The sequence below is a fragment of the Acinetobacter sp. 22512 genome (assembly GCF_052044755.1).
GTDB classification, from domain to species: Bacteria; Pseudomonadota; Gammaproteobacteria; order Pseudomonadales; family Moraxellaceae; genus Acinetobacter; species Acinetobacter pittii.
In genome coordinates this window covers 1-21,979 of the sequence record NZ_JBQENP010000023.1, presented here as the reverse complement: position 1 = coordinate 21,979, position 21,979 = coordinate 1, and the positions used below count along the sequence as shown (strand labels likewise).

Here is a 21,979-nt window from a genome sequence, read left to right as displayed (position 1 = left end):
GATTAATTTACCCCTGCCTGAATAAGGTCATGCATACTAATTACACCAATCACTTTGTTTTGGTCATCTACCACCACAAACTGACTAATTTTTTTCAGGTTCAGCTGTTGTAGAGCTTCTACCGCACGTGCTTCTTGAGAAATCGTTGATGGTTTTTTTGTCATCACTTCTGAAACAGGCAAATTCACATCAAAACCTTGCTGTTTATCAATTAAACGGCGCAAGTCACCATCGGTGAAAATACCAAGCAAATGTTCTTGTTCATCTACAATTGTCGTCAAGCCTAAACGTTTATTAGAAATTTCATAAAGCACTTGATTCATTGGTGTATCTGGTGAAACTTTTGGCAGTTCATCGCCTGTATGCATCAGATGTTTTACATGTAAAAGTAAGCGTTTACCCAACGCACCTGCTGGATGCGAACGAGCAAAATCATCTGCGGTAAAACCACGTGCTTCAAGTAAAGCAACGGCCAGTGCATCACCCAAAACTAAAGTTGCTGTAGTACTCGACGTAGGCGCTAAACCTAATGGACATGCCTCGTCAGACTCCCCTAAAGTTAACGCGATGTCAGCGTTTTGCGGCATTGGGCCTTTATCATCACGGCTAATGGTAATAAGAGGAACGCCAAGATGTTTGATTAAAGGCATCAACATCATGATTTCATCACTTTTTCCAGAGTTGGAAATCGCAATTAAAACATCACCACGAACCAGCATTCCCAAATCGCCATGCCCAGCTTCGCCCGGATGCATAAAGAAAGATGGTGTACCAGTTGAGGCGAAAGTAGCAGCCATTTTACGGCCAATATGCCCTGACTTACCCATGCCAGTGATCACAACACGACCTTTACACTGTAACAATATTTCACAAGCTCGGTTAAAACTGTCACCAATTTGTGTTGCTAACACGTCTAAGGCTTGTTGCTCAATACGCAATGTTGCTAATGCGCTGCTTTGGAAATCTGTAGGATTGGGCATACGAGTTTGACTCAAAATAATTGATCTGATCTCTTGTGAAGATCGGTGATTTTAATCAAAAGATTTGGGGGCATTCTAACATAACTCAATCATCTACACGTTTTTAAATGTATAAGATTTCACAAGCTTATAAAATTCTTGCATAAACCTTTGTGAAAAATGATGCATCAGTTATGATGTAACACTGTTTTTGTTGAGTGTTTGAAAACCCTTATGCAACCGTTTGTTTTATATAACTCTGAGCAACGAAAAAAAGTTGAATTTGTACCTCGTAAAGAAGGTCACATCGATATGTACGTCTGCGGTATGACCGTTTACGACTACTGTCATATCGGGCATGCTCGAGTTATGGTTGCATTTGACTACATTATTCGTTTCTTGCGTAGTCAGGGCTGGAATGTTCGCTACATTCGCAACATTACCGACATTGACGACAAAATCATTAAACGTGCGAATGAAAATGGTGAAACTATTCAGCAGCTTACTACTCGTTTCATTGATGCAATGAACGAAGATGCAGCCAATTTAGGCTGTGCTGCACCTGATGAAGCACCTAAAGCGACTGAATATATTGATCAGATGCAAAACATGATTGGCAATTTGGTCAATAAAGGCTCTGCTTACCCTGCTGCAAATGGCGATGTTTATTTTGAAGTGACCAAATTTGAAAAATATGGTCGCCTCTCTGGCCGTAAGCTTGATGACATGCAAGCTGGCGCAAGTGAACGTGTTGATGTAGAAGTTGAAAAGAAACATCCGTTTGACTTTGTACTTTGGAAACATGCCAAAGAAAATGAACCGTCTTGGGCATCTCCTTGGGGTAATGGCCGTCCGGGTTGGCACATTGAATGTTCTGCAATGTCGACTTGCTGCTTAGGCAATCACTTTGACATTCATGGTGGTGGTTCAGATTTAATGTTCCCGCACCATGAAAATGAAATTGCGCAAAGTGAAGCTTCGACTGGTGAGCAATATGTAAACTACTGGATGCATGTTGGCTTCATTAATGTTGACGGCGAAAAGATGTCTAAGTCTTTAGGCAACTTCTTTACGATTCGTGACGTGATGGAGAAATTCCACCCTGAAGTGATCCGCTACTTTATTGTATCTTCACATTACCGTAGTCCTGTGAACTTCTCTGATGTGGCACTCAAAGAAGCAAAAACTTCTTTAACTCGCTTCTACCATTCATTTAAAGCTTACCAACAAGTGTATGGTCAAACGACAACTGAAACGCTTGATCAAAGCTTTATTGAACGTTTTAACAATGCAATGTGTGACGATTTCAACACTGCCGAAGCAATGGCTGTATTGTTTGAACTTAACAAAGAGTTAAACCGTGCTGTAAAAGAAGAGCAAGCTGAGCAAGCAACTGTACTTTATTCGACATTACGTCACCTCACCAACATTTTAGGTTTGGTACAACACAATGTAGATGATTTCTTAAAATCAGATATTGGACAAGAAGCGCTTGCTTTGTCTGATGCTGAAATTGAGGATTTTATTCAACAACGTGTTGATGCAAAAAAGGCAAAAGACTTTGCGAAAGCAGACGGTATTCGTCAGTTTTTACTCGACCAAGGTGTGGTACTTGAAGACACTCGCCAAGGTACAGTTTGGCGTCGTGCTGATTAAACGTTCAATTAGATCACAAGAGTGTTGACACTTTAATGAAACACTCTATAATGTGCTCACATTGCGGGAATAGCTCAGTTGGTAGAGCATAACCTTGCCAAGGTTGGGGTCGCGAGTTCGAGTCTCGTTTCCCGCTCCAAAATTTAAAAACCACTTAATTCGAAAGAGTTAGGTGGTTTTTTATTGTCTATTGATTAGTTTTGACTAGGTAAAATTGATATTAAAGAGCGCTTTATATTCTGCTGCAACATCATGAATATCAAAACTCATCTTTCCATAAGCTTCTAACTATCGGGTGTGATGCGTATTTACATTTCGCCCACTATAAAGCAAAAAATGTATATACCATTCATAAGTTCAAGTACTGCTAAACTGATTATCATTAAAAATAAGGTATAAATAATAATGGTAGATATCGTCGATAGCGCAACGCGTAGCCGCATGATGTCAAATATTAAAGGACGGAATACACAACCCGAATTGCTCATCCGTAGCCTTCTTCATGCACAGGGCTTCCGCTTCCGTATCCACCGCAAGGATCTGCCTGGTAAACCTGATATCGTATTACCAAAATACAAGGCTATCATTTTTATACATGGCTGTTTCTGGCATGGGCATCAGAATTGCCGGTTGTTCAAGCTACCGGCCAGTCGTACCGAATTCTGGGAAGCAAAAATTTCCAAGAATCAGGAAAATGATCTGAAAGCCAAAGAGCTTCTTTTAAATAGCGGCTGGAGAATATGTACCATCTGGGAGTGTGCGGTACGTCGTTCTAAAAAAGATCCTGTAGCACTTATAGATATCCTTACAAAATGGCTATTGGATTCAGAACCATTACTAGAAATAAATGAACAAATAATTTCTTAATAGAAGGCTAATCTACCCCCTATTAAGGAATCAATTTATTTAGGAAAAATCAAGAAATTGCATAGAGCCCCTATATTATTCATATAGTTTTTAAGTATTCACGCCATACATAGCTATTTTTTCTTCCATAAAACTAGAATAATCAATATCTGGTTGTCCTTGTCTCGCATAGTAGCGAGAAAATCTAGCTTGAATATTATTTAAAAAGAAAGGAGAAACTCGAATTATAATTGAGCTATATTCGTTAGCTAATTTTTCAGGTTCGACTGAAGTAATAGATCTAAATAGAACAGTTCCCCCCTTAAAATCAAAAGCATCTGGTAAAAAGTGATAGTACTCCAAGACATCTTTAAAAATTTTATCTAAACACTTTTTAATATTTTTAGGTGATCGGGACAAATTATCCATTTCTAAAACTTCTTGTAATGATTTTTCTAAAGGTTGAATTTCAGCTAAAAGAACACAATTAGTTTTTGGTTTCATGGTAATTATAGGCTCCCCTTCAGATGATTTTTTAACCTCTCCATTTTCATCTTTTTCTTTGTAAGCTCTAGGTACGAGATCGCAAGCAGGTGTAAGAACTAAATAATCTGTTTTATCTTTACGAACAATACATCCAGGGCTTATGATTTTTGAAATAGGCGGATAAATATACATTTCTTCAACAAAAACTTTGCTTGAATCTTCTTCAAGATATTGAAATAAATGATTTATTGTATGTCTTAATAAAGCTTTTTTTGTTTCTTCCAAGTTATTTCCTGAATGGTCAATCCATCTTTTCTTTTGTTTATTAATGTTATTATGAAAAACATTATACATGTATTCTTTTAACAATCCTTTCCCCCCTAAAATAACTAATATTCCTGAAGATTTTATTTTTAGAAAGTTATCTATAATTTCTTCATTAGCAACCTCCCCTTTAACCATTATATCAATGAATGGATGGCTTGATATTACCGGATCTTGTGTACCAGTAAAGACGACTGTTGGAATAATAATTTTATTATTAGAAAAATATTCAATTACTTGCAAACCACTTTCTTCATTTTCTGAAGCCTGTGTTAATGCCATGTCTACAATTAATCCATCACAACCTATAATATCTAAAATTTTTGATTGAAATTCAGATAAATTTCTGCATTTAATAATATCTATTTTGACTTCAACCTGTCTCTCAAAAACCTTACAAGATCTTTCAAAAGTTTCAATTGTAGTTTGATCATCTTCAATTAAAGCTAATTTTAAATAATTCATATTATTTTCCTAACAACAAAAATAAAGCACCCTCATCTGACTCTTGTGCTTTTAACTCCAAACCATTTCTATCAGCAGCCTCACCTGCAATAGAAAGCCCCAATCCAGTACCTTCAGTCTTTTTAGTAAAACCTGGTTCAAAAATAGCATTTGATTTAATACTATCTACATCAATCCCAGGTCCATTGTCTTTATATAAAATTATTGGTTTACCTTCATCGAAGCCTTCATATATCTCAATTTTACGAGACTCATTAATCTGACTTAACCAATAGATACTATTCTCAATTAAGTTCGCAAATATAATATCTATATCTTGCTTCCAACAAAGTAGGGTTTGATTTTTATTTATATTAATTTTAACCTCAATATTTAAAATATTTAAATCATTAGAAAATAATTTTAAAGCATCATCAATACATTTATAGATAAACTCTTGCTTTCTATTCCCTCTTTTTGCAGCGGCTAGAGGAGATATTTTGCTAAAAAGCTCTACAAAATCTTTTGAGTTTTTATTAATTCCTTCAGCTATACTCAAAATTTCATTCAAATCATCTTCATTATTGTTTTCAATATAACTTTGTAAGAAGAATTTAAAACTAGGTATTTCGTTTTTAAAGAAATTTAAAGGTCTTCTGCCTTCATGCAAAATCTGATTTATAATTTTTCCTAACATAGCTTGAGTCTGGTATACAGAAACGGCTTTGCGTATTTCTTCTACGGCTTTATTCTGCTCTTTTGATTTCTCATCTATAGATTTTAAAATTTTATCAGAGGTCTCCAAAGAGACACCCTCTTCATCTAAAGATTTCTTAATATCAAACTTCAAATCATCAAAATTAAATAACTTTTCGAACTCTTGTTCAATTTTTAAAGCAGGTCTCGAAAGTCCATTAATTTTTCTATAATTAAATCTTCGGGTTTCTAACTCAGCAATTACTTGCTGAGTAGCATTCATTAAATCCTCATAGGCTCTATTATCTTTTAAACCATCACGAGCACTTTTTTCTATTAAATTAGAGTCTTCTTCTGATTGTATCTTTACATAACCAATTACTTGGTTAATACCGATTCTCATTGAAGGATTTTGAACACGTCGGCTATCTAATAGTAACCAATCATATCCAGGATCACCTAAAGGTCTAAGACGAAAGCCATTTCTAAAAACTCCCAAACCATTGTATTCATCTAATAAATTTTTCGCATCAGTCTTAGTAAACTCTTGAACTTTTTTCTTCCCCTTAGGCTCACCCAATTCTAATTGAGTATTTTCAATATTTTTAGTTAAGCTTCCTCGCTTAATTAATGATAACAGTGATTCAGGATCACGGTCATAAACCCTAATATCAAAAATTAACTTTCCACAATTTAGATGAGAGTTTCTCATATAAGATTTATTATCAATAGTTACAGCTTCTTTAAATTGGAAACTGATTTCTTCATTCGGGATATTATCTGCCTTTTGACAAGAATAAATTAATTTCCCTGTACCATCTTTTTCAACTGTTCCAGATATTCGATAATCAAAATAATCTACAATCGGATATGATTTAATTTCAGTTTTTTTCATCACCTCATCATTGTTATCACTTTCTACCTCGAGATAAATATTAAAATTTAAATTCTTATTTTCATTACTTCTGCTTAAATCTAAAGGCACTACCAACTTTTTTAATTCAAAAATCAATTTATTAACTTGTTTTTCAGTCCATTCACCATAAAATTTTTCATCACCAAAAATCTCAATTGTTGTACCTTTCTTCAAATTATTATCAGTAATTGTCTCTACTTTAATATCAACTTGATCTAGATACTGGGCTTTCTCAAACTCACTCCAGCACAAAGAAACTGTAGTACACTCTCCTTTTTCAGTTACTGTTTGAATTTTTAAAAGATCTCCTAATAATGCTACTGCATATCGACCGACTCCTTTACGGCCTTGCATTACTCGTCCATTTCTAGTGGATTTTCTCTTAAGCTTATCATCAGTAGAGGGAACTAACCATTTTAATAATACATCATCACGAGACATACCATGACCATAATCAGTTATGATAATTTTATAATTTTTATTTGAATTATCTTTATTAATTTTTATATCTACTGCCGGTGAATCAGCGTCAAAAGCATTTTTAACCAATTCAATTATTGCAGCGGCATGGTCTTGAATTAACTCTCTTCCAATCGTAAGTATGTGTCGCCCAGCTGGTCTTATTATAATTCTTTTATCTTCAGCCATTTAAATACTCCATAATTTTTTCTGCAATTTTATTTGCTAATAGAACGGGCACAGCATTACCAATTTGTTTATAGGCACTCGTACGACTAGGTTTCCCGCTTTGACTTTCAAAGAAATAATCATCAGGAAAAGTTTGTAATCGTGCAGCCTCACGTGGAGTTAAAGAGCGATTCTGCTCAATATCAGGATGAATATAATGATGTCCGTCCTTTGCCATATGTGCAACTACTGTATGACACGCAGTTAAATCACCAGCGACCACTTTAAAACGATCAGTAAAAGATTCACTAAATTTATGACTTTTTAATTTATTTGGCAAGTCATTATAATTTAATCTTTTTTTACTATTATTCCAAATATCCACTGCTATACGATAAATTTCCAAATCTTGTGTAGTATTTGGACGAGCTTGATGCCATGTTACTGGTAAATCTGTATGTATATTCGCTTGTAATAACCAATGACTATAATTTTGGGAAACTTCACAAGGTAAATGACTTCCTTCGCCAGCTTTTATTTTTGGTAGATCTTCCAATGCATCCCAAACCATAGCGTTTAAATCAACTTTCAAAAGCTCTGGATAGAATTCCTTGTGTTCTACACCTCTTTTACCAATTAGAATTACACGCTTTCTATTCTGTAAAACCCCATAATCTGCAGCAGTTAATACTTTATATTCAACAGCATAACCCATTTCATTGAAGAGATTACACATCTTCTTAAAATATGAATCACCATTTCTATCTTTTGCAGATAAGAGCCCGAGTACATTTTCAAAAACAAAATATTCAGGTTCATATTTTTTTAAAAATTCAGCGTAATAAATATATAAATGATTACGAGGATCATTTTCCATATTTCCTCTTGCCCTGCCGATAACTGAATATGCCTGACAAGGTGGTCCTCCAACGATAATATCTAATTTTTTACCATTTAAAAATTTATCAACTTTTTCAAAAATAGATTTTAAACTTTCAGGACCAATAAATTCATTTATAACTGAGTCTAGAACCTCTTGAGGCACCATTCCCCAAAACTCATTACGTGTAATATTTCCTTCTAGATAGTCTTTATAAATATCGATTTTATTATTATCTTTTAACCAATGATATGCTTGACGTGTTTTTAAAGTAGCACAAGCCGCTTCATCAGCTTCCACATGCGCTACCGGCATAAAACCAGCTTGAATAAATCCTTCTGAAAGCCCTCCAGCACCGGCAAATACATCTAAAAATCTGAAAGAAGAGCTAACGGCAGTCATACCACAAATACACCTTTTTTTGTAGAAGCAAGAGTGCCAGGATAAATGAAGTGTTTCAAGAGGCAAATTGAACTTCCCTGTCCATAATGGGTATTTTTCCGTCGAAAAATATTACTTTGTTATATATGCAAATACAAAGAGCACTTATCCAAGCTATGTAAAACAATTTTAAAAATTTATAACCCCATCTCGACAATGCAACACTGCCAAGCCACTTTTAACATCGTTACATGCATCTGACTGCGAATAGTCTTCTCGCATCATCTTAAGCCGTGACTGAATTACTATATGCGCCAGAAGGAGTGCCGGTAAAACTCTTTTGATCCAGCCATAGCTGGAGTTATGAGTTTGAACTCTACTTCCCGCTCCAAAATTCAAAAACCACTTAAATCGAAAGAGTTAGGTGGTTTTTTATTGTCTATTGGTCAATTCAAAATTCGCATTAAAAAAAGCTTTATATTTCCATTGCAGTACCATGAAATTTGGAGTTTTATTATGCAAAAGCCGGTTAAGCGCGGAGACGCGTGGCGCATCACTGTCCGTTATCTACGCAAACGTTATACGGCTACTCGAGATACAGCGAGTGAGTGTGAACAATGGGCCGCTAAAAAATTATTAGAATTACAATTTTAACAGGCTAATCCTGAGTCTGAAAAAATCCATATCTCCTTCTATGCACTTTTTGAAAAGTACTATCAAGAAGAAGGCAGAAAAAAGAAGAGTGCCCGCTTAATTGTTCAAATACTTAAATACCTAAAGAAAAAAGAATAATGAAAATATAGTTAATATTTTATGATTAAATCCATCATTAAGTTTTTATTGATATTGAAATTAAAAATTAGCTTAAAATTATATTATCGCAAAGTCTCCCCCATTGAGGAGACTTTCTAAGTATTAAATGACTTAAGGATGAATTTTTTTCAATCCATCTTCTACAGCAAATTTAGCTTCCTCCCACTGTAAACGTGAACTGCCTTTAACTTGTTCCCATTTAGTTTTCAATTTAGATTCAACCTCGGAAAAATTAATTTCTGCATTATTAGGTACACGATTTTCATAACCTAAACGATAAGCCGCCCGATAATCACGATCATATTCTAGATTCTTGTTTTCAGTATAATATGGCATTTTTTTATAGTTTTCTCGCCAATAATTATCTTCTTCTTGCCAAGAATTACTATCATCTTTTTGATTATTTGTTTGAGCTATATCATTACCTGCTATTCCCCCTACTACACCACCAATAATCCCTCCAACAATAGCACCTGGAGGCCCCCCAACAACACCAAATGCAGCACCTACCGCCGCTCCTCCCAAGGTTCCTGCACCTGTAGCCACCAAATTCTCTCCCCCTTCATTCATATCGGGTACATGATTGTTATTGGTCGGTGGTGAGTTTAAATCTGGACGAGCATTATCAATTGTGGATGAAATGTCTTGTAATGGTTTGCTATTTGATACATTACCATTAGAAGATTGCTCTTTTTGAGTCGTATGATTACCATCTGAATTTGATTGTTTTGTATTTACCATTTTCTTACTCCCTATATTTTAAAATTTAGTGTCTTTCAAAAGAGCTAGAATATTAAAATAACTTTTGAAATATGCTTGACAATTATTATTATAATTCACCTTTAGGTTATTTATGTTTCACAAACACCCCTATTAAGTAAGGAGATGTTATTAATTAAAGAAATTATTTATCATCAATAAAAATTCTTATTCAAATAGTCTCCACAATTATATCACCCTTTATCCCATAATCATTATATTTCGCTAAATTAAATATTACCTATAACATTCTAGTTTTACACTGCCTTGCAGAAATTATTATTTTATGTATATACAATTTAAAAAACCTAGTTAATTAATACTAGGCTTTTTAAATGTATTTTTAAAAAATAATAATTATATATTATTTCATATTTTTAAATATATCTTCAGCTGCTTTTAGGTGTTTCGCAACAGCATCACGTGTTTGTACGAGCATATTTTTTAATTCAGAACTTTTCGTGTTTGGTATTAACTGCTTATCAATTATTGTCAAAACTTTACGGTGAACTTTAACTTGACTCATCATATAATTTTTATCAGTATCTGATGTTATTTGATTAAGCTTACTAACAATTTTATCACTATCATTTTGCAATGATTTACTAAGATTACTGGTTTGTGAAATCAACTGTAACCGACTTGCCAACGCTTGTGCATTTTTTTCATTGGCTGAATGTTCTTTAATCATCATTTCAGCATATTTCTTAGCTTCATCCATTTTTAGTTTTGGCAATGCAGTTTTTGCCTGCTTAATTTCACCATTGTTAGCTGTACTTAATATCTTGAAAATTTGACTATCAGTCAAATTTTCATGGTTTTCATTTAATATTTTAGAGTGATTCTTCCCATCATTTATAGTTTGTTGATTCGCTGCCATAATCTCAAATGCACTGAAGCTTAAAACACCACTAATTGCGATACAGCTAATAATTTTCTTCGTTAAAATAGCTTTCATACCAATATCCTTTAACTTAATTCATGAGTATTTCTACCTATGGGTAGCTTTTTCACATTTCCATTCTATATCCCTACTTGTAAATTCAAGCTTGGGTTTATTTATTCATTATTTCAATCAACCATATTTATACCGCTCATTGAATATTCTTCGCAAAGAGGTAAATAGCTTATTTAAAGTAGATGATATAAATTTAATAATGAATTATGCATCTGTATCCAATCTTATTAATGTAAATATAAAATATATATAATTTTAAAAAACATTAACTTAAAAACAATTTTTATTTTTTATTTTTACGAAAATAACAATAAAGCTCGTTATATTAACTTATAGACACTAAAGCTAAAATTAAATATATTCAAAGAAAATTTAAACAAATTTAACTTATTCGCACATCTATAAAAAAGCGTTCTCCCAAAGACTTTAATACACATACTGCACAGACAAACAGTGACATGCACTTTTGTAGATATCGTATGAGCTGTGCATCCTGAAAGTAGAATACACAGCGAAATCAGAACCTTCATAGTGAAACGCGGTTAGCGATCCAACCATAAAAGAATTGCTCTTGGGTAGGATTTCGTTCACAGATTTCAATGTAACGTTGGCCTTGCATGATATTAAGAACTCGAACTAATACCTTCTCTCCTGCTTTACCGCGCTTAGCCAGTGTTAGTGAAGAGGTAAGTAAGAAATAAAGTTCTATCTTCCAACCTAAGCTAGCCATTTCCCCCTAACACTCACATATTTTTAGCTAATTCTTTTGACAAACATTGTTCATGCCAAGTGGTTTGAAAATTTTCGACAGCTTTTGACTTAATGAGAGGATCTTCAAATAATTTTGAAGAATATGCAGATTTGATAAGCTCTTGATAAAGTTGTTTGGCTTGTTGCTCTTCAAGATGATTGGCGATGTCATGTAACTCTTTAGCGGGCACTTCATGTTGTCTAGCATCCATCACGCCACTCGCTGCTTTCTTCACAGTTTCACAGTAATGAAGTTCCATAGCTTCTGATGCTGCATAACATTGAATTGAAACTGCGCTGATAAAGAGGAATATAAATCTCATAATCTCACCTTAATTTGACGCGCAAGGTTAGCAACTAATCTGCCCAAATTTAAGTTAAAAAAGGTTATTTTTGTTTTCTCTTCTTTTATTTCACCTTTTGCACTTGAGTATTAGAAGCTCTCAGCACTGTTCCATCTGCCGCGACTGGTGCCATAAGTGGAATTTGCTGACCTGTAGTTTTATCAATTAACAGAGAATGGCGCTCTCCACTTTCAAATAGGTTGTGCTCTCCCCATTGTCGTAGAGCCACAATCACTGGGAACAAACTCTCCCCTTTAGCGGTCAATACATATTCTTGATAAGCGGTGCCATCTGAAGCATCTTGTAGTTCAAGAACACCAGCATCGACTAATTTTTTTAGGCGATCAGAAAGAATATTACGTGCCACTCCCAAGCTGCGCTGGAAATCACCAAAACGGCGCATTCCATCAAAAGCATCACGCACAATAAGCAGTGACCAGCGATCTCCTATGAGATTGACGCAACGTGCAACAGGACAAGGTTCATCTTTTAACAATTTAGAGTTCGTCATCGAGTTTCCTTACCAATCATCAGCAATAAGCCATCTAGTTGCATTTTAAAACTAGCAGGCTTAATATTCAACCAGTTGCATTTTAAAACTAGTTTGAGTGAGTTTAGAGCCATGAAAGCTTCTCTTGCCTCTTCTACTTCACATGCCAAAAGTGATAACCCACTTTCAAGCATGCCTCGTGGCGTAATTTTGCTGTTTGCGATTGCTAGTGGTGCAAGCGTTGCAAATGTATATTATGCCCAGCCTTTGCTCGACATATTGGCGAGAGACTTTAATGTTAGTCATGCCGCTATTGGTGGTGTGGTGACAGCCACTCAAATAGGTTGTGCGCTAGCTTTAATCTTTTTAGTGCCGCTAGGTGATTTGGTAAATCGACGTCGATTAATGGCTCTACAGTTACTAGCCTTAATATCTACATTGCTCGTGGTTGGCTTTGCCCATTCTACGATTATTCTTTTGGCAGGAATGCTTGCGGTGGGTTTACTCGGCACAGCCATGACTCAAGGGCTTATTGCCTATGCTGCGAGTGCTGCGGCCCCACATGAGCAAGGCCATGTGGTCGGTACTGCACAAAGTGGTGTGTTCATTGGTTTACTGCTTGCCCGTGTATTTTCAGGGGGAATTAGTGATGTGGCGGGTTGGCGCGGCGTGTACTTCTGTGCAGCCCTCATCATGCTCATGATTGCATTGCCCCTTTGGAAACGTCTGCCTCATTTAAATATTCAACCTAGTGCCATGCGCTACCCGCAGCTTCTAGCCTCGATGTTAAAACTACTACGCCAAGAAAAAGTGCTCCAAGTGCGCGGTGTGTTAGCTTTACTCATGTTCGGGGCATTTAATATTTTCTGGAGCGCATTGGTACTGCCGTTAAGTGCCCCGCCTTATAGCTTCTCGCATACTGTAATTGGGTCTTTTGGACTCGCTGGAGTGATTGGTGCTTTGGCTGCTGCACGTGCGGGTTACTGGGCCGACCGTGGATATGCTCAGCACACAAGCTTGGCAGCACTGTTAATATTACTGCTCGCATGGGGCCCACTTTCACTCATGGCTTACTCACTCTGGGCACTCGTGATTGGCATCGTATTGCTAGACTTAGGTGGGCAAGCTTTGCACGTGACTAACCAAAGTATGATTTTTCGTACTCGTCCTGAAGCACATAGCCGTCTTGTTGGTCTATACATGCTCTTTTACGCGGTAGGTAGCGGATTGGGTGCAATCAGCACAACAGCGACTTATGCTTATGCTGGTTGGCTTGGCGTGTGTGCACTCGGTGCAAGTGTTAGCTTTCTTGCATTATTATTTTGGAGGATGACACGCCATATCGTGCCTCAAATCACCCATGAAAAAGATAACAATATACAAATAAATAAAATATAATAACCAAAAGTTTCATAAGCCCATGAATAAGAAAGTTTAGTCTTTAAATCTTAAGTTCGAACGGTAATAGAATGAAATCTTCATTAACAATCTAAAGATTGATATGCAACTTTAGACAATTACTATCAAATATATGCAAATCCCTATAGGAACAAAATTGGGTATTAATAATAAATTGCTTTACACGGTTGTATTCGCCCTTGTTGCAGGATGCCATCAACAAGAAGCAAATGACAGTACAAATGCTGTGAAACTCCCAGCCTATCAGTACGATGGTTTCTCTGGTTCAGCACGCTTAAAAGGAAACTTAGAGTTAAAGCAAGGATGTCTTTATGTGAAAGATACACTCATTGTCTTTCCAGAACATAGCGCTCAGTGGGATGCTGAAAAAAACACTTTAAGTTATAAAGGTCAGCAGATCGGCTTAGGGGGCATATTAGATATTGCTGGAGGTATTGGTAATTTTGAACAAGACAATCTACGTATTAAGCATTTGAGTCCCATGTGTGATCATCAGAATATTTGGTTTGCAGGATAATCTTTTGTGAAGAGTATGAGTAAAAAAAGCCCCCATGTGGGAGCTTTTTCCAAATAGTTTATGCGCTGTTATTTACAGCTTAAAAACTTAACTTGGGTGAATTTCTGCCGTCAATCTTTGCAAGTCATGACCCGAAGGTGCTTGGTAAACACGTAAACCAAACTCGGGAAGAATTGCAATTAAATGATCAAAAATATCTGACTGAATTGCTTCATAAGAAACCCATGCAATCGTGTTGGTAAAAGCATAAATTTCTAACGGCAAACCTTGGCTGGTCGGTTGTAACTGACGAACAATAATGGTTTGATTTTGAGCAATACCCTTGTGCTGACGTAAATAAAACTCTACATAGGCCCTAAATGTACCAATATTGGTTAGACGGCGCTTGTTGTAACGAGATTGATTGCTTAAATGCTTATTGAATTCATCAATCTCAGAGTTCTTTGCATTTAAGTATTGATCTAACAATAAAAAGTCTTTGAGCTTTTGTTGCTCTTCATCACTCATGAAATGAACGCTACTTTGATCGATAAAAAGTGAACGCTTCATTCGACGGCAACCCGAATTGCTCATACCACGCCAGTTTTTAAATGTATCGGTCACGAGCTTATTGGTCGGAATGGTGGTATAGGTTTTATCAAAGTTTTGAACAGTCACGGTATGCAGGGAAATATCAATTACATCACCATCTGCATTGAGTGATGGCATTTCAATCCAGTCTCCAATACGTACCATGTCATAAGAGGCAATTTGTACACTCGCCACCAAAGACAAAATGGTATTTTGGAAAACCAGCATTAATACCGCTGCCATTGCACCAAAACCTGCAAGTAAAGTGAACACATCCTTTTTAAGGAATGTTCCCAAAATCATGAGGCCACACACAACAAATAAAATGAGTTTAACCAGTTGCAAGTAACCTTTAATCGGTTTGTTTCTAGATTTTGGATTACGCTGATAAATAAGGTTAAAGATATTTAACAGCTCGCTGACTGTAAGTGCGAGTGTAAGAAAAATGAATGCTTGTGCTGCCATCTCAACAAAAGCAATGAACTTTGGAGATAGATGAGGAACCGTTGCAATACCATTCATAATCACAACAGCAGGAACAATATTTGCAAATTTCTTTATAACGCTATGCTGAGCAAAAATAGACTGATTTGGTGATTTGAGTTTTGTGACTAAATGTCGAACGCCCCGAACAATAATGCGTTTGGCAATAAAATTTGCTATTGCAGCAAATAAAATCAAAATCGTGAGTGAAACCAACATTTCTAGCCAAGGATATTGACTTAACTCACCCCGAATATCACGGAAAAAATTTAAAAAATCCAAACCTATACACCTTTAAAATTTCTTTTGTAGAATTTTAGGGGTTAAGAACGTTTCTCATAAGGTTTGTTTACATATGTAGTCATAAATACAACAACTAAGTTATATACCCTGCCCAAATTTAATTATGATCCGTTAATTTTAAAGCTTCATTTGCTTATGTTTTAGACCAATTATATAAACTAGATCAGGCTTATCGGTTCATTTAGAATAAGGCGTTAAACGAATAATTCTGGTTTGAGTGAGTGAAATTTTCTGATTTTTTGACTTTTATTGGAACAGTCTGGTTCAGCTTATTGTTTATCTATATTACTTGGACCTTTTTTCTTAAAAGTCAGGTTCAAAGATTTTTAATTTATAAACGAGGAAAGATGACTTCTGCCGAGGTCGTATATTTTCAAGACTCATTAGCTAAGGTGCAATATCGCCCTTTATGTTATGTCAAATTGAAATTTCAAACTGAGCAAGGCCAAGTCCTTACTGAAAATCTAAAGGTGCTTATTACTAAACAAGATCAATATAAATATAAAGTGGGTAGTATTATCAAAATTAAATATGACCCTAAAAATTTCAAGAATATTTCGATATTGGGTGAAGTGATGATTTAAATTATTAGAGATTATTTAAAAAGTACGATAAACCTTGAGGTGCGCGTCCATTTAACCGACTACTTGTAGTTACTCGAACTAGATTACTCCAAGTAATTTTGCAACAATGATGGATCAATTTTTTAATTAAAGACACGTCTTCATGACATGAAATAGGCTCAAAGCCACCGACCAAAAGATAGACCTCTGCACTAAAACTTAAATTTGCCCCGTGAATATGCGCGTGGTCCATCTGATCTTTATAGTGCGCTAAATATTTTTGCTGTTTCGTTATAGAGAGATGACTAAAATCGTCTAGCGTTACAGTACCGCAAATTGCATCTGTGGGTTGGTGCTGGATTTGATAGCGCAACCAATCAGGACTCACCACGGTGTCTGCATCGGTACATGCAATCCATGTCACGCCACGCCCGATTAAATGACGGATTCCTAAATCCCTCGCCTTGCCGACACATGCATAGTTGCATTCAATCCAGTTGATTTGATGGCTTTGTACAATCAACCGCGACTGATCTGTACAGCTATCAAGTACAACAAGCACTTCTACCTCATAACCACTAATATTATCTATGGCGACCTGAATAGATTGCAAACAGGCCGATAGATAGTGCTCTTCGTTATGCGCTGGAATGACGATACCTATTTTCATCTGAGTTTTTCCTGCTGCGCTAAAGAGGAAGTGTTCGCCGTCCACAGATCAATCATAAAGTCTGGGTCGTTTAAGCTGAGGTAGTGATGAAATGGAAAATGTTGCTGAAAAGCTTGATGGACTTGCTCTGCGTTTAATTCAAAATCTTGAATTTCATGACGCCAGTGACAACACAGAATTTCACCGTCATCATTTAAACTATGTTTTAACTTTTCAATAAACTGATGCAATTCATCTGCCGATAAGTAATAGGCCATCTCACTAATTAGAATCAGATCATATTTTTGAATCGAATAGTCTTCGGGTATTTTTCTATTTTCAACGACCACATGCTCAAATTCTTTTAAACGCTCGGACGCTAAGCGAACAGCACATTCAGAGACATCTATACACACCAACTCCTCAGCTCTTTGTGCCAAATGAAAACTTAAATGTCCATTTGAACAACCCACTTCTAACACTTTTGGGTAGCGGGGTTTTGTCAGCAGCGCGAGACAAATTTGTCTTTTACGAGCTTCATACCAATGAAAGTCATAGCCCCATGGGTCACTGTTATGACGATATAAATCTTCAAAGTACATGCGAGAATGAATCACTCAAATAAACCTCATAAGGCATTAAAAGACGTTTAATCGCATTTGGAGAGAGAACGGCGGCATTACCCGTAGTTTCATCTGCTTCAAGTTGGGTTTTAAACTGCAAAATTGCTTGATGTTTTTTAGTTAGCTGTTCTGGTGTTAAGGAAAATGCTTTTGCTCGGAGCCAATCAATGCGTGGGTCTAAAGGCTCTGCCCAATGCCAAGTCCAAATTAATACGTGTAAACAGAGTAGTTGCTTAGCGGTTGCATAGGCTTGTACGGTTTTACCCACGGCTTCATGGTCTGGGTGACCATCAAATTCATAGCTACAAATTAGAATATCGTCGGCTTGAACTAACTTGTCTAAATTCTGCCACAGTTGTTCGGTTTGCAAATGGATCTGGCCATCTAACAAATTAAGCTCTATATGCTCGGTTGACTCTGCTACGCCCAGACAATTTAAGGCTGTCAGGCTTTCTTGCGGACGAAGAATATTAAGCTGATCTGGAGGATATTTTGTAGAGTTAGGATGACTTTGTGTGCCGTTACTGACAGCTAAAACCACTATTTTACAGTTCAGTGCAATCAGCTGCTGCATTAATCCGCCACAGCCAAGCACTTCATCATCAGGATGTGGAGCGACAATTACCACTCTTTTTGAGCGAAATAACTCAAGGTCTAAAGGCGCTAGCGGATGTTCTTTAAATACATTTAACCATTGCTCTTTGGCCGTGCCCTCACCAAAAATAACTCGGTCTTCAACCAAAGGATGTTTTAAAGTTCCCATAGGCTTTGCTCCGACACACAGAGTTCTGCAATTTGCTCATAGTCAAAAGCAGCATGACTTTGCCTGATAAACACTGGCAAATCTGCCATGAGCTGAGCAAATGTCGCATCTTCACAAAAAGGACGAGCGCCCAAGGCTTTTCCTACTCGCTCAATAACGCTCAGGCAGCATTGTTCTGCTTGAGCACGTAATATGCGTATTTCCCGCTCATGACTTAGCGTTGGTTTATGGTCTATGAGCTTGGCCACATATTGAAAATACTGTTTAGTGATTTCTAGCTGCTGAGCGACCTCGCCTAAATACAATTTTTTATAAGGATTCGGATTTGCCTGACAGCTTTCTTGCAAAAAGTTAGCTAGACGCACGGCGGCACCATACCAACAGGCCGCTACACCAGCTGCACCATGCCAAAAACCTGGACGTTTTAAATAACTGTTTGGCTGACCAACCATCTGAACAGGCGTATTCTCGAAACGAACTTGTGCAGTCTGTGTTGCGTGCATGCCTACAGCGTGCCAGTGGCTTAAATCGGTGGTAATGGATGGATGACTTAAGTCAACAATACAAAGCTGCGCTTGCCCTTGCTGATCTTTATAACTTATTAAAGCTTTTTCAATGAATTCAGCACCAGAGCACCAAGGTTTTATGCCATTACAAAGATTGTCTTTTATTTGCAATGGTGCTGGTCCACCGTCTGCTGCCCAAACTGCCCAAGTCTGGTCATCTATTTCTTGCTGATAACCCAATTCATTTAAAATGCTTAAAGCATCACAATGAGACTCAAAAAGCTTGGCTAGACTTAAGTCGACTCCAGCAATCTGCGCAAAAAGTTGCCAACGTTGATACGTTTGACCCGAAGCTGGATGAGGCAAATTTTGAGTTAAATTTAAAAGCTGAAAAAGTAAATTTATACGAAGCTTACTTTTATCTTCAGCTAGGGCAGCTTCAAATTCACTCAAACTGCTCAGTATCGTCATGTTTATAGGTATTTTAATATTCATTGCAAATAATTATTTATAAGACTTAACCCAACCATAACTAAAGATTTCTGTTTAGATAAACATATAAATTGTAATAAAAAGAAAAATATTATTAGTTTTATATCTAATTATTTCATTGTTACTCAAATATCACGGTTAAGTGAACTTATAATCCGATCATGTAAGGTTTATTAAAAACTCAACATTTAATCGATTATTTAAAGTAGTTTAGTTCTTACCGTTTTTCTATTTCCAAAGAAGAGGTCTAAAATGAACACTTTAAATATTAATGATATTAAAAAACACGCAGATGTTATTGCTTCTTGTGGTACTAAAGTAGGTACTGTCGATCATCTCGATGGTGAAAACCAGTTAAAACTCACCCGAGACGAAAGTGGTCAACATCACCTCATTCCTACTGGATGGATTGGGGAGGTAAAAGAAGACCAAGTTATTCTGAATAAAAACTCAGAAGAAGTTAAAGATCAGTGGCAAGCGATCTAAACTTCTAAGTAAGCTAGCTAGTTTTAGCTAAATTAAAATAAAATAAATTTATAACTAAAAATTTAAATTATAAAAACTAAAGCTCCTTTTTATTAAGGAGCTTTTTTTATTCATCTCATATTTAAAATAAATAAAGCTTACCCTCGTGTTGTGTTAAATATACCCAATCTTTAACAGAGTTGCTTTTATCTCTATAAACCTTTTTGAAGCTCATTTTGTCCCTTAAGCACATGGTGATCAATTTTACTTAATGCTAAAAATTGTCCATTCGCATTAAATGAACAATTATGAATAGGGTGACATATATGATCACAGGGAATCATCAGCTTAAAGCAAGAAAGGTCCATTTCGATTTTACCGAATCATCGGTCTGTTGGATGCCGAATGATCCGCTATGCTCGCATGTCGCCAATGGCATCAACATGCTCTTGCCCGCTGGTGAGTTTTGGTTTTGCCGTGTGTTTAATAAAACCCTTCCCTTGATTACCGATGAAGCACTAAAACAAGAAGTGATTGGATTTGTCCGCCAAGAAGCTGCTCATGCACGTGCCCATGAAAAAGCACAGGACTTCTTACGTGAAAATGGTTACGACATTCAAGAAACACTCAACCGTGCCCATTTTGTTTTTAATATTTTGTTGGGTGACAAACCTCTAGGCATACCTTTTTTAAAAGGCGAAAAGCTTGATGAATATTGGTTACTTTTCCGAGTAGGCGTGATTGCTGCAATCGAGCACTTTACGGGAACCATTGGTCAATGGACGCTAGACAGTAAGACTTGGGACCAAGCTGACCCTGCTATGGCAGATTTGTTCCGTTGGCATTTAGCTGAAGAAGTAGAACATCGCTGTGTTGCTTATGATTTATTTGAGCACCTTTTAACAAACAAGTTTGGGTTTTATGTGTCGCGCCAAGTGATTATGGCGGCGGTTTTCCCACTGTTTATTTACTTCCTTGCTGACTTTGCCCGTAGTTTAGGTAAGCAAGATTTAGAGCATGAAGATATTCAAAAATTGATGCGCCGTGGCTACTTCAAAATTATTCGTGAATTTGAAAAAACCGCAACTCGCTCAGACAACTTACCGACCATAAAATATTTATGGAAAGCGACGTTAAGATGGGCTTCTCCAAAATTTAACCCAATTCATGAGGGAGACACCGAGCAAGCTTTAGCTTATATGGCTCGCTCGCCTGCGGTTCAATATTTTGAAGGAATGGCGCAGGCCGCAAAACCTGTGTAATCAAGCTAAGCGCTTATTTCAATACAAAGTAAAGCCTCTTTTTGGGAGGCTTTCTTTCGTTTAAGAGTTATCTAGACCGACACAGATTAAAAAGAAACAATCGAACTAGCGCGCTTTCATCAATGCTGTTTTTTTCAAAAAGTCGGAACATCGCCCCGTCAATCATACATAAAAACATGTAAGCGTCTTCGACTGAGGCGGTAGTTTTGACAGTTAAAAGTAGTTTATAAATTTCATTGATGAGCCAAGTTCGGTACTCAATCGTAACGCCATAGGCCTTGGGATAGACTCTTTTAATTTCAAACAATGCCTTAAAGGGTAAATGATATGGCCCTTCTAAACTCGCATGTAAAAAATAAATTTGCTTAAGTTTATCCAGCACCATGAGTTCATTGTAAGAATAGAGAATTGAAAACACTTTGTCTTTTAGCGTGTCTTTTTGGAAACTGATACACCTCTCGATTAGCCGTTCTTTTGAGTGAAAGGCATTATAAAAAGTGGCTTTGGAAACCTTGGCTTCACTAATAATTCGGTCAACACCGACCTTATGAAATCCATATTGATTAAATAAGTCTTTTGCTACGTGAAGCACTTTTAATGCTTTAAAGGAGGATTGTAAATTTGGCATAAATATACCGCTTAAAATAATTTTTTGTTGTATGTAAATGAGATAGAAATGCCGTCACTCTTAAAATGAGTGCTAAAAACAGGCATGCAAAAGCCGCACAAAATGGCGTGCTGACCTATCTCAAGTTTTATAGTTGCTGTGTTTTAGATTCTTAAGGTGTAGAAAACCTAGAGTCGATTGAACCGCTTTATAGATTGCTCGAGTGGTATGAATAGAGAGACTTTGGTAAAAGCCAATAAAGAAGAAATAGTACGCATAGCGGACTCCTTTGGGTATAAAGAAGCTTCACCACATTACTGTCAAATAATGGTGGCGAAACGAGAGAAGGTTGACAGACTGATACCCAAAAGATCAGCACACCCGAAGGTGTCCCCCTCCCGTTCTGAACTGCACCCCATAAGTTAGAC

General features: G+C 36.5%; 22 protein-coding genes, 1 tRNA gene and 2 pseudogenes. 9 read left to right on the top strand and 16 right to left on the bottom strand.

The annotated features are described in order from the left end of the window. Window positions 1-2: 2 nt before the first annotated feature. A complete protein-coding gene (locus ACTJJG_RS16890) occupies window positions 3-980 on the bottom strand; it encodes a KpsF/GutQ family sugar-phosphate isomerase (RefSeq protein ID WP_002122342.1) in 978 nt (325 codons plus the stop codon). 213 nt (window positions 981-1,193) lie between these two features. On the opposite strand from ACTJJG_RS16890, the gene cysS reads away from it, so the two are divergent. The 3 genes from cysS to ACTJJG_RS16875 all read left to right on the top strand — a co-directional run bounded on the left by cysS (window position 1,194) and on the right by ACTJJG_RS16875 (window position 3,482). After that, entirely contained in the window at window positions 1,194-2,615 is a 1,422-nt protein-coding gene (cysS, locus tag ACTJJG_RS16885; protein WP_372552804.1) for a cysteine--tRNA ligase, read from the top strand. A gap of 63 nt (window positions 2,616-2,678) precedes the next feature. Beyond that, window positions 2,679-2,754 (top strand) — tRNA-Gly (locus ACTJJG_RS16880). 266 nt (window positions 2,755-3,020) lie between these two features. Next, window positions 3,021-3,482, top strand: a complete 462-nt coding sequence (locus ACTJJG_RS16875) for a very short patch repair endonuclease (protein WP_372552805.1) — start codon at window positions 3,021-3,023, stop codon at window positions 3,480-3,482. Window positions 3,483-3,572: 90 nt separating this feature from the next. Here the strand turns inward: ACTJJG_RS16875 and ACTJJG_RS16870 are convergent, their stop codons facing one another. Genes ACTJJG_RS16870 through ACTJJG_RS16860 form a run of 3 tightly spaced genes read right to left on the bottom strand, consistent with a single transcriptional unit; the run spans window position 3,573 to window position 8,236 of the window. Next, on the bottom strand, window positions 3,573-4,736 hold the full coding sequence (locus ACTJJG_RS16870) for a hypothetical protein (RefSeq protein WP_440608987.1): 1,164 nt from the start codon (window positions 4,734-4,736) through the stop codon (window positions 3,573-3,575). 1 nt (window position 4,737) lies between these two features. Next, window positions 4,738-6,975, bottom strand: coding sequence for an ATP-binding protein (locus tag ACTJJG_RS16865; RefSeq protein ID WP_372552806.1), 2,238 nt, complete (start codon window positions 6,973-6,975; stop codon window positions 4,738-4,740). After that, window positions 6,968-8,236 carry a DNA cytosine methyltransferase gene (locus ACTJJG_RS16860; RefSeq protein ID WP_253612364.1) on the bottom strand — a complete coding sequence of 423 codons (1,269 nt, stop codon included), beginning with the start codon at window positions 8,234-8,236 and terminating at the stop codon, window positions 6,968-6,970. The genes ACTJJG_RS16865 and ACTJJG_RS16860 overlap by 8 nt, the downstream gene beginning before the upstream one ends. Window positions 8,237-8,731: 495 nt before the next feature. On the opposite strand from ACTJJG_RS16860, the gene ACTJJG_RS16855 reads away from it, so the two are divergent. Further along, entirely contained in the window at window positions 8,732-8,869 is a 138-nt protein-coding gene (locus ACTJJG_RS16855) for an integrase (RefSeq protein ID WP_372552817.1), read from the top strand. Between the two features lie 270 nt (window positions 8,870-9,139). On the opposite strand, the gene ACTJJG_RS16850 is transcribed toward ACTJJG_RS16855, so the two are convergent. The 5 genes and pseudogenes from ACTJJG_RS16850 to ACTJJG_RS16830 all read right to left on the bottom strand — a co-directional run bounded on the left by ACTJJG_RS16850 (window position 9,140) and on the right by ACTJJG_RS16830 (window position 12,350). Further along, on the bottom strand, window positions 9,140-9,769 hold the full coding sequence (locus tag ACTJJG_RS16850; protein WP_372552807.1) for a hypothetical protein: 630 nt from the start codon (window positions 9,767-9,769) through the stop codon (window positions 9,140-9,142). A gap of 382 nt (window positions 9,770-10,151) precedes the next feature. Further along, window positions 10,152-10,745: a DUF4142 domain-containing protein gene (locus ACTJJG_RS16845; RefSeq protein ID WP_000644342.1), complete on the bottom strand. Its 594-nt coding sequence runs from the start codon at window positions 10,743-10,745 to the stop codon at window positions 10,152-10,154. A gap of 526 nt (window positions 10,746-11,271) precedes the next feature. After that, window positions 11,272-11,418: pseudogene (locus ACTJJG_RS16840) on the bottom strand (putative peptidoglycan-binding domain-containing protein); the annotation flags it as partial. A gap of 70 nt (window positions 11,419-11,488) precedes the next feature. Then, on the bottom strand, window positions 11,489-11,818 hold the full coding sequence (locus ACTJJG_RS16835; RefSeq protein ID WP_372552808.1) for a hypothetical protein: 330 nt from the start codon (window positions 11,816-11,818) through the stop codon (window positions 11,489-11,491). 85 nt (window positions 11,819-11,903) lie between these two features. Continuing rightward, entirely contained in the window at window positions 11,904-12,350 is a 447-nt protein-coding gene (locus ACTJJG_RS16830; protein WP_017481410.1) for a winged helix-turn-helix transcriptional regulator, read from the bottom strand. 111 nt (window positions 12,351-12,461) lie between these two features. On the opposite strand from ACTJJG_RS16830, the gene ACTJJG_RS16825 reads away from it, so the two are divergent. Then, window positions 12,462-13,727 carry an MFS transporter gene (locus ACTJJG_RS16825; protein ID WP_372552809.1) on the top strand — a complete coding sequence of 422 codons (1,266 nt, stop codon included), beginning with the start codon at window positions 12,462-12,464 and terminating at the stop codon, window positions 13,725-13,727. Window positions 13,728-13,860: 133 nt separating this feature from the next. Continuing rightward, window positions 13,861-14,265 carry a hypothetical protein gene (locus ACTJJG_RS16820; protein WP_372552810.1) on the top strand — a complete coding sequence of 135 codons (405 nt, stop codon included), beginning with the start codon at window positions 13,861-13,863 and terminating at the stop codon, window positions 14,263-14,265. Window positions 14,266-14,352: 87 nt separating this feature from the next. On the opposite strand, the gene ACTJJG_RS16815 is transcribed toward ACTJJG_RS16820, so the two are convergent. Continuing rightward, complete coding sequence (locus ACTJJG_RS16815) at window positions 14,353-15,600, bottom strand: mechanosensitive ion channel family protein (RefSeq protein ID WP_372552811.1); 1,248 nt, start codon at window positions 15,598-15,600, stop codon at window positions 14,353-14,355. A gap of 242 nt (window positions 15,601-15,842) precedes the next feature. Between ACTJJG_RS16815 and ACTJJG_RS16810 the strand changes: the two genes are divergently transcribed. Next, the gene (locus tag ACTJJG_RS16810; protein WP_372552812.1) at window positions 15,843-16,205 is read left to right on the top strand and encodes a DUF3592 domain-containing protein; all 363 of its coding nucleotides are present in this window, start codon (window positions 15,843-15,845) and stop codon (window positions 16,203-16,205) included. 4 nt (window positions 16,206-16,209) lie between these two features. Here the strand turns inward: ACTJJG_RS16810 and ACTJJG_RS16805 are convergent, their stop codons facing one another. The 4 genes from ACTJJG_RS16805 to ACTJJG_RS16790 are packed head-to-tail and all read right to left on the bottom strand — an operon-like array spanning window position 16,210 to window position 19,220. Then, window positions 16,210-16,854, bottom strand: coding sequence for a glycosyltransferase (locus ACTJJG_RS16805; RefSeq protein WP_372552813.1), 645 nt, complete (start codon window positions 16,852-16,854; stop codon window positions 16,210-16,212). Beyond that, window positions 16,851-17,450 carry a class I SAM-dependent methyltransferase gene (locus ACTJJG_RS16800; RefSeq protein ID WP_372552814.1) on the bottom strand — a complete coding sequence of 200 codons (600 nt, stop codon included), beginning with the start codon at window positions 17,448-17,450 and terminating at the stop codon, window positions 16,851-16,853. Before ACTJJG_RS16800 ends, ACTJJG_RS16805 begins: the two co-directional genes overlap by 4 nt. Continuing rightward, the gene (locus ACTJJG_RS16795; RefSeq protein ID WP_372552815.1) at window positions 17,425-18,219 is read right to left on the bottom strand and encodes a PIG-L deacetylase family protein; all 795 of its coding nucleotides are present in this window, start codon (window positions 18,217-18,219) and stop codon (window positions 17,425-17,427) included. The genes ACTJJG_RS16800 and ACTJJG_RS16795 overlap by 26 nt, the downstream gene beginning before the upstream one ends. Beyond that, window positions 18,207-19,220: an acyl-CoA dehydrogenase gene (locus ACTJJG_RS16790; protein WP_372552816.1), complete on the bottom strand. Its 1,014-nt coding sequence runs from the start codon at window positions 19,218-19,220 to the stop codon at window positions 18,207-18,209. Before ACTJJG_RS16790 ends, ACTJJG_RS16795 begins: the two co-directional genes overlap by 13 nt. A 249-nt stretch (window positions 19,221-19,469) precedes the next feature. Here ACTJJG_RS16790 and ACTJJG_RS16785 point away from each other — a divergent pair, with 249 nt between their 5' ends. Further along, entirely contained in the window at window positions 19,470-19,703 is a 234-nt protein-coding gene (locus tag ACTJJG_RS16785) for a DUF2171 domain-containing protein (RefSeq protein ID WP_002113991.1), read from the top strand. A 305-nt stretch (window positions 19,704-20,008) separates the two neighbouring features. Continuing rightward, the gene (locus ACTJJG_RS16780) at window positions 20,009-20,944 is read left to right on the top strand and encodes a metal-dependent hydrolase (protein WP_068930917.1); all 936 of its coding nucleotides are present in this window, start codon (window positions 20,009-20,011) and stop codon (window positions 20,942-20,944) included. Window positions 20,945-21,011: 67 nt separating this feature from the next. Here ACTJJG_RS16780 and ACTJJG_RS16775 read toward each other — a convergent pair whose 3' ends face one another. Continuing rightward, a complete protein-coding gene (locus ACTJJG_RS16775) occupies window positions 21,012-21,572 on the bottom strand; it encodes a TetR/AcrR family transcriptional regulator (protein ID WP_078220440.1) in 561 nt (186 codons plus the stop codon). A gap of 187 nt (window positions 21,573-21,759) precedes the next feature. Beyond that, window positions 21,760-21,979 (bottom strand): annotated as a pseudogene (locus ACTJJG_RS16770) (hypothetical protein); the annotation flags it as partial.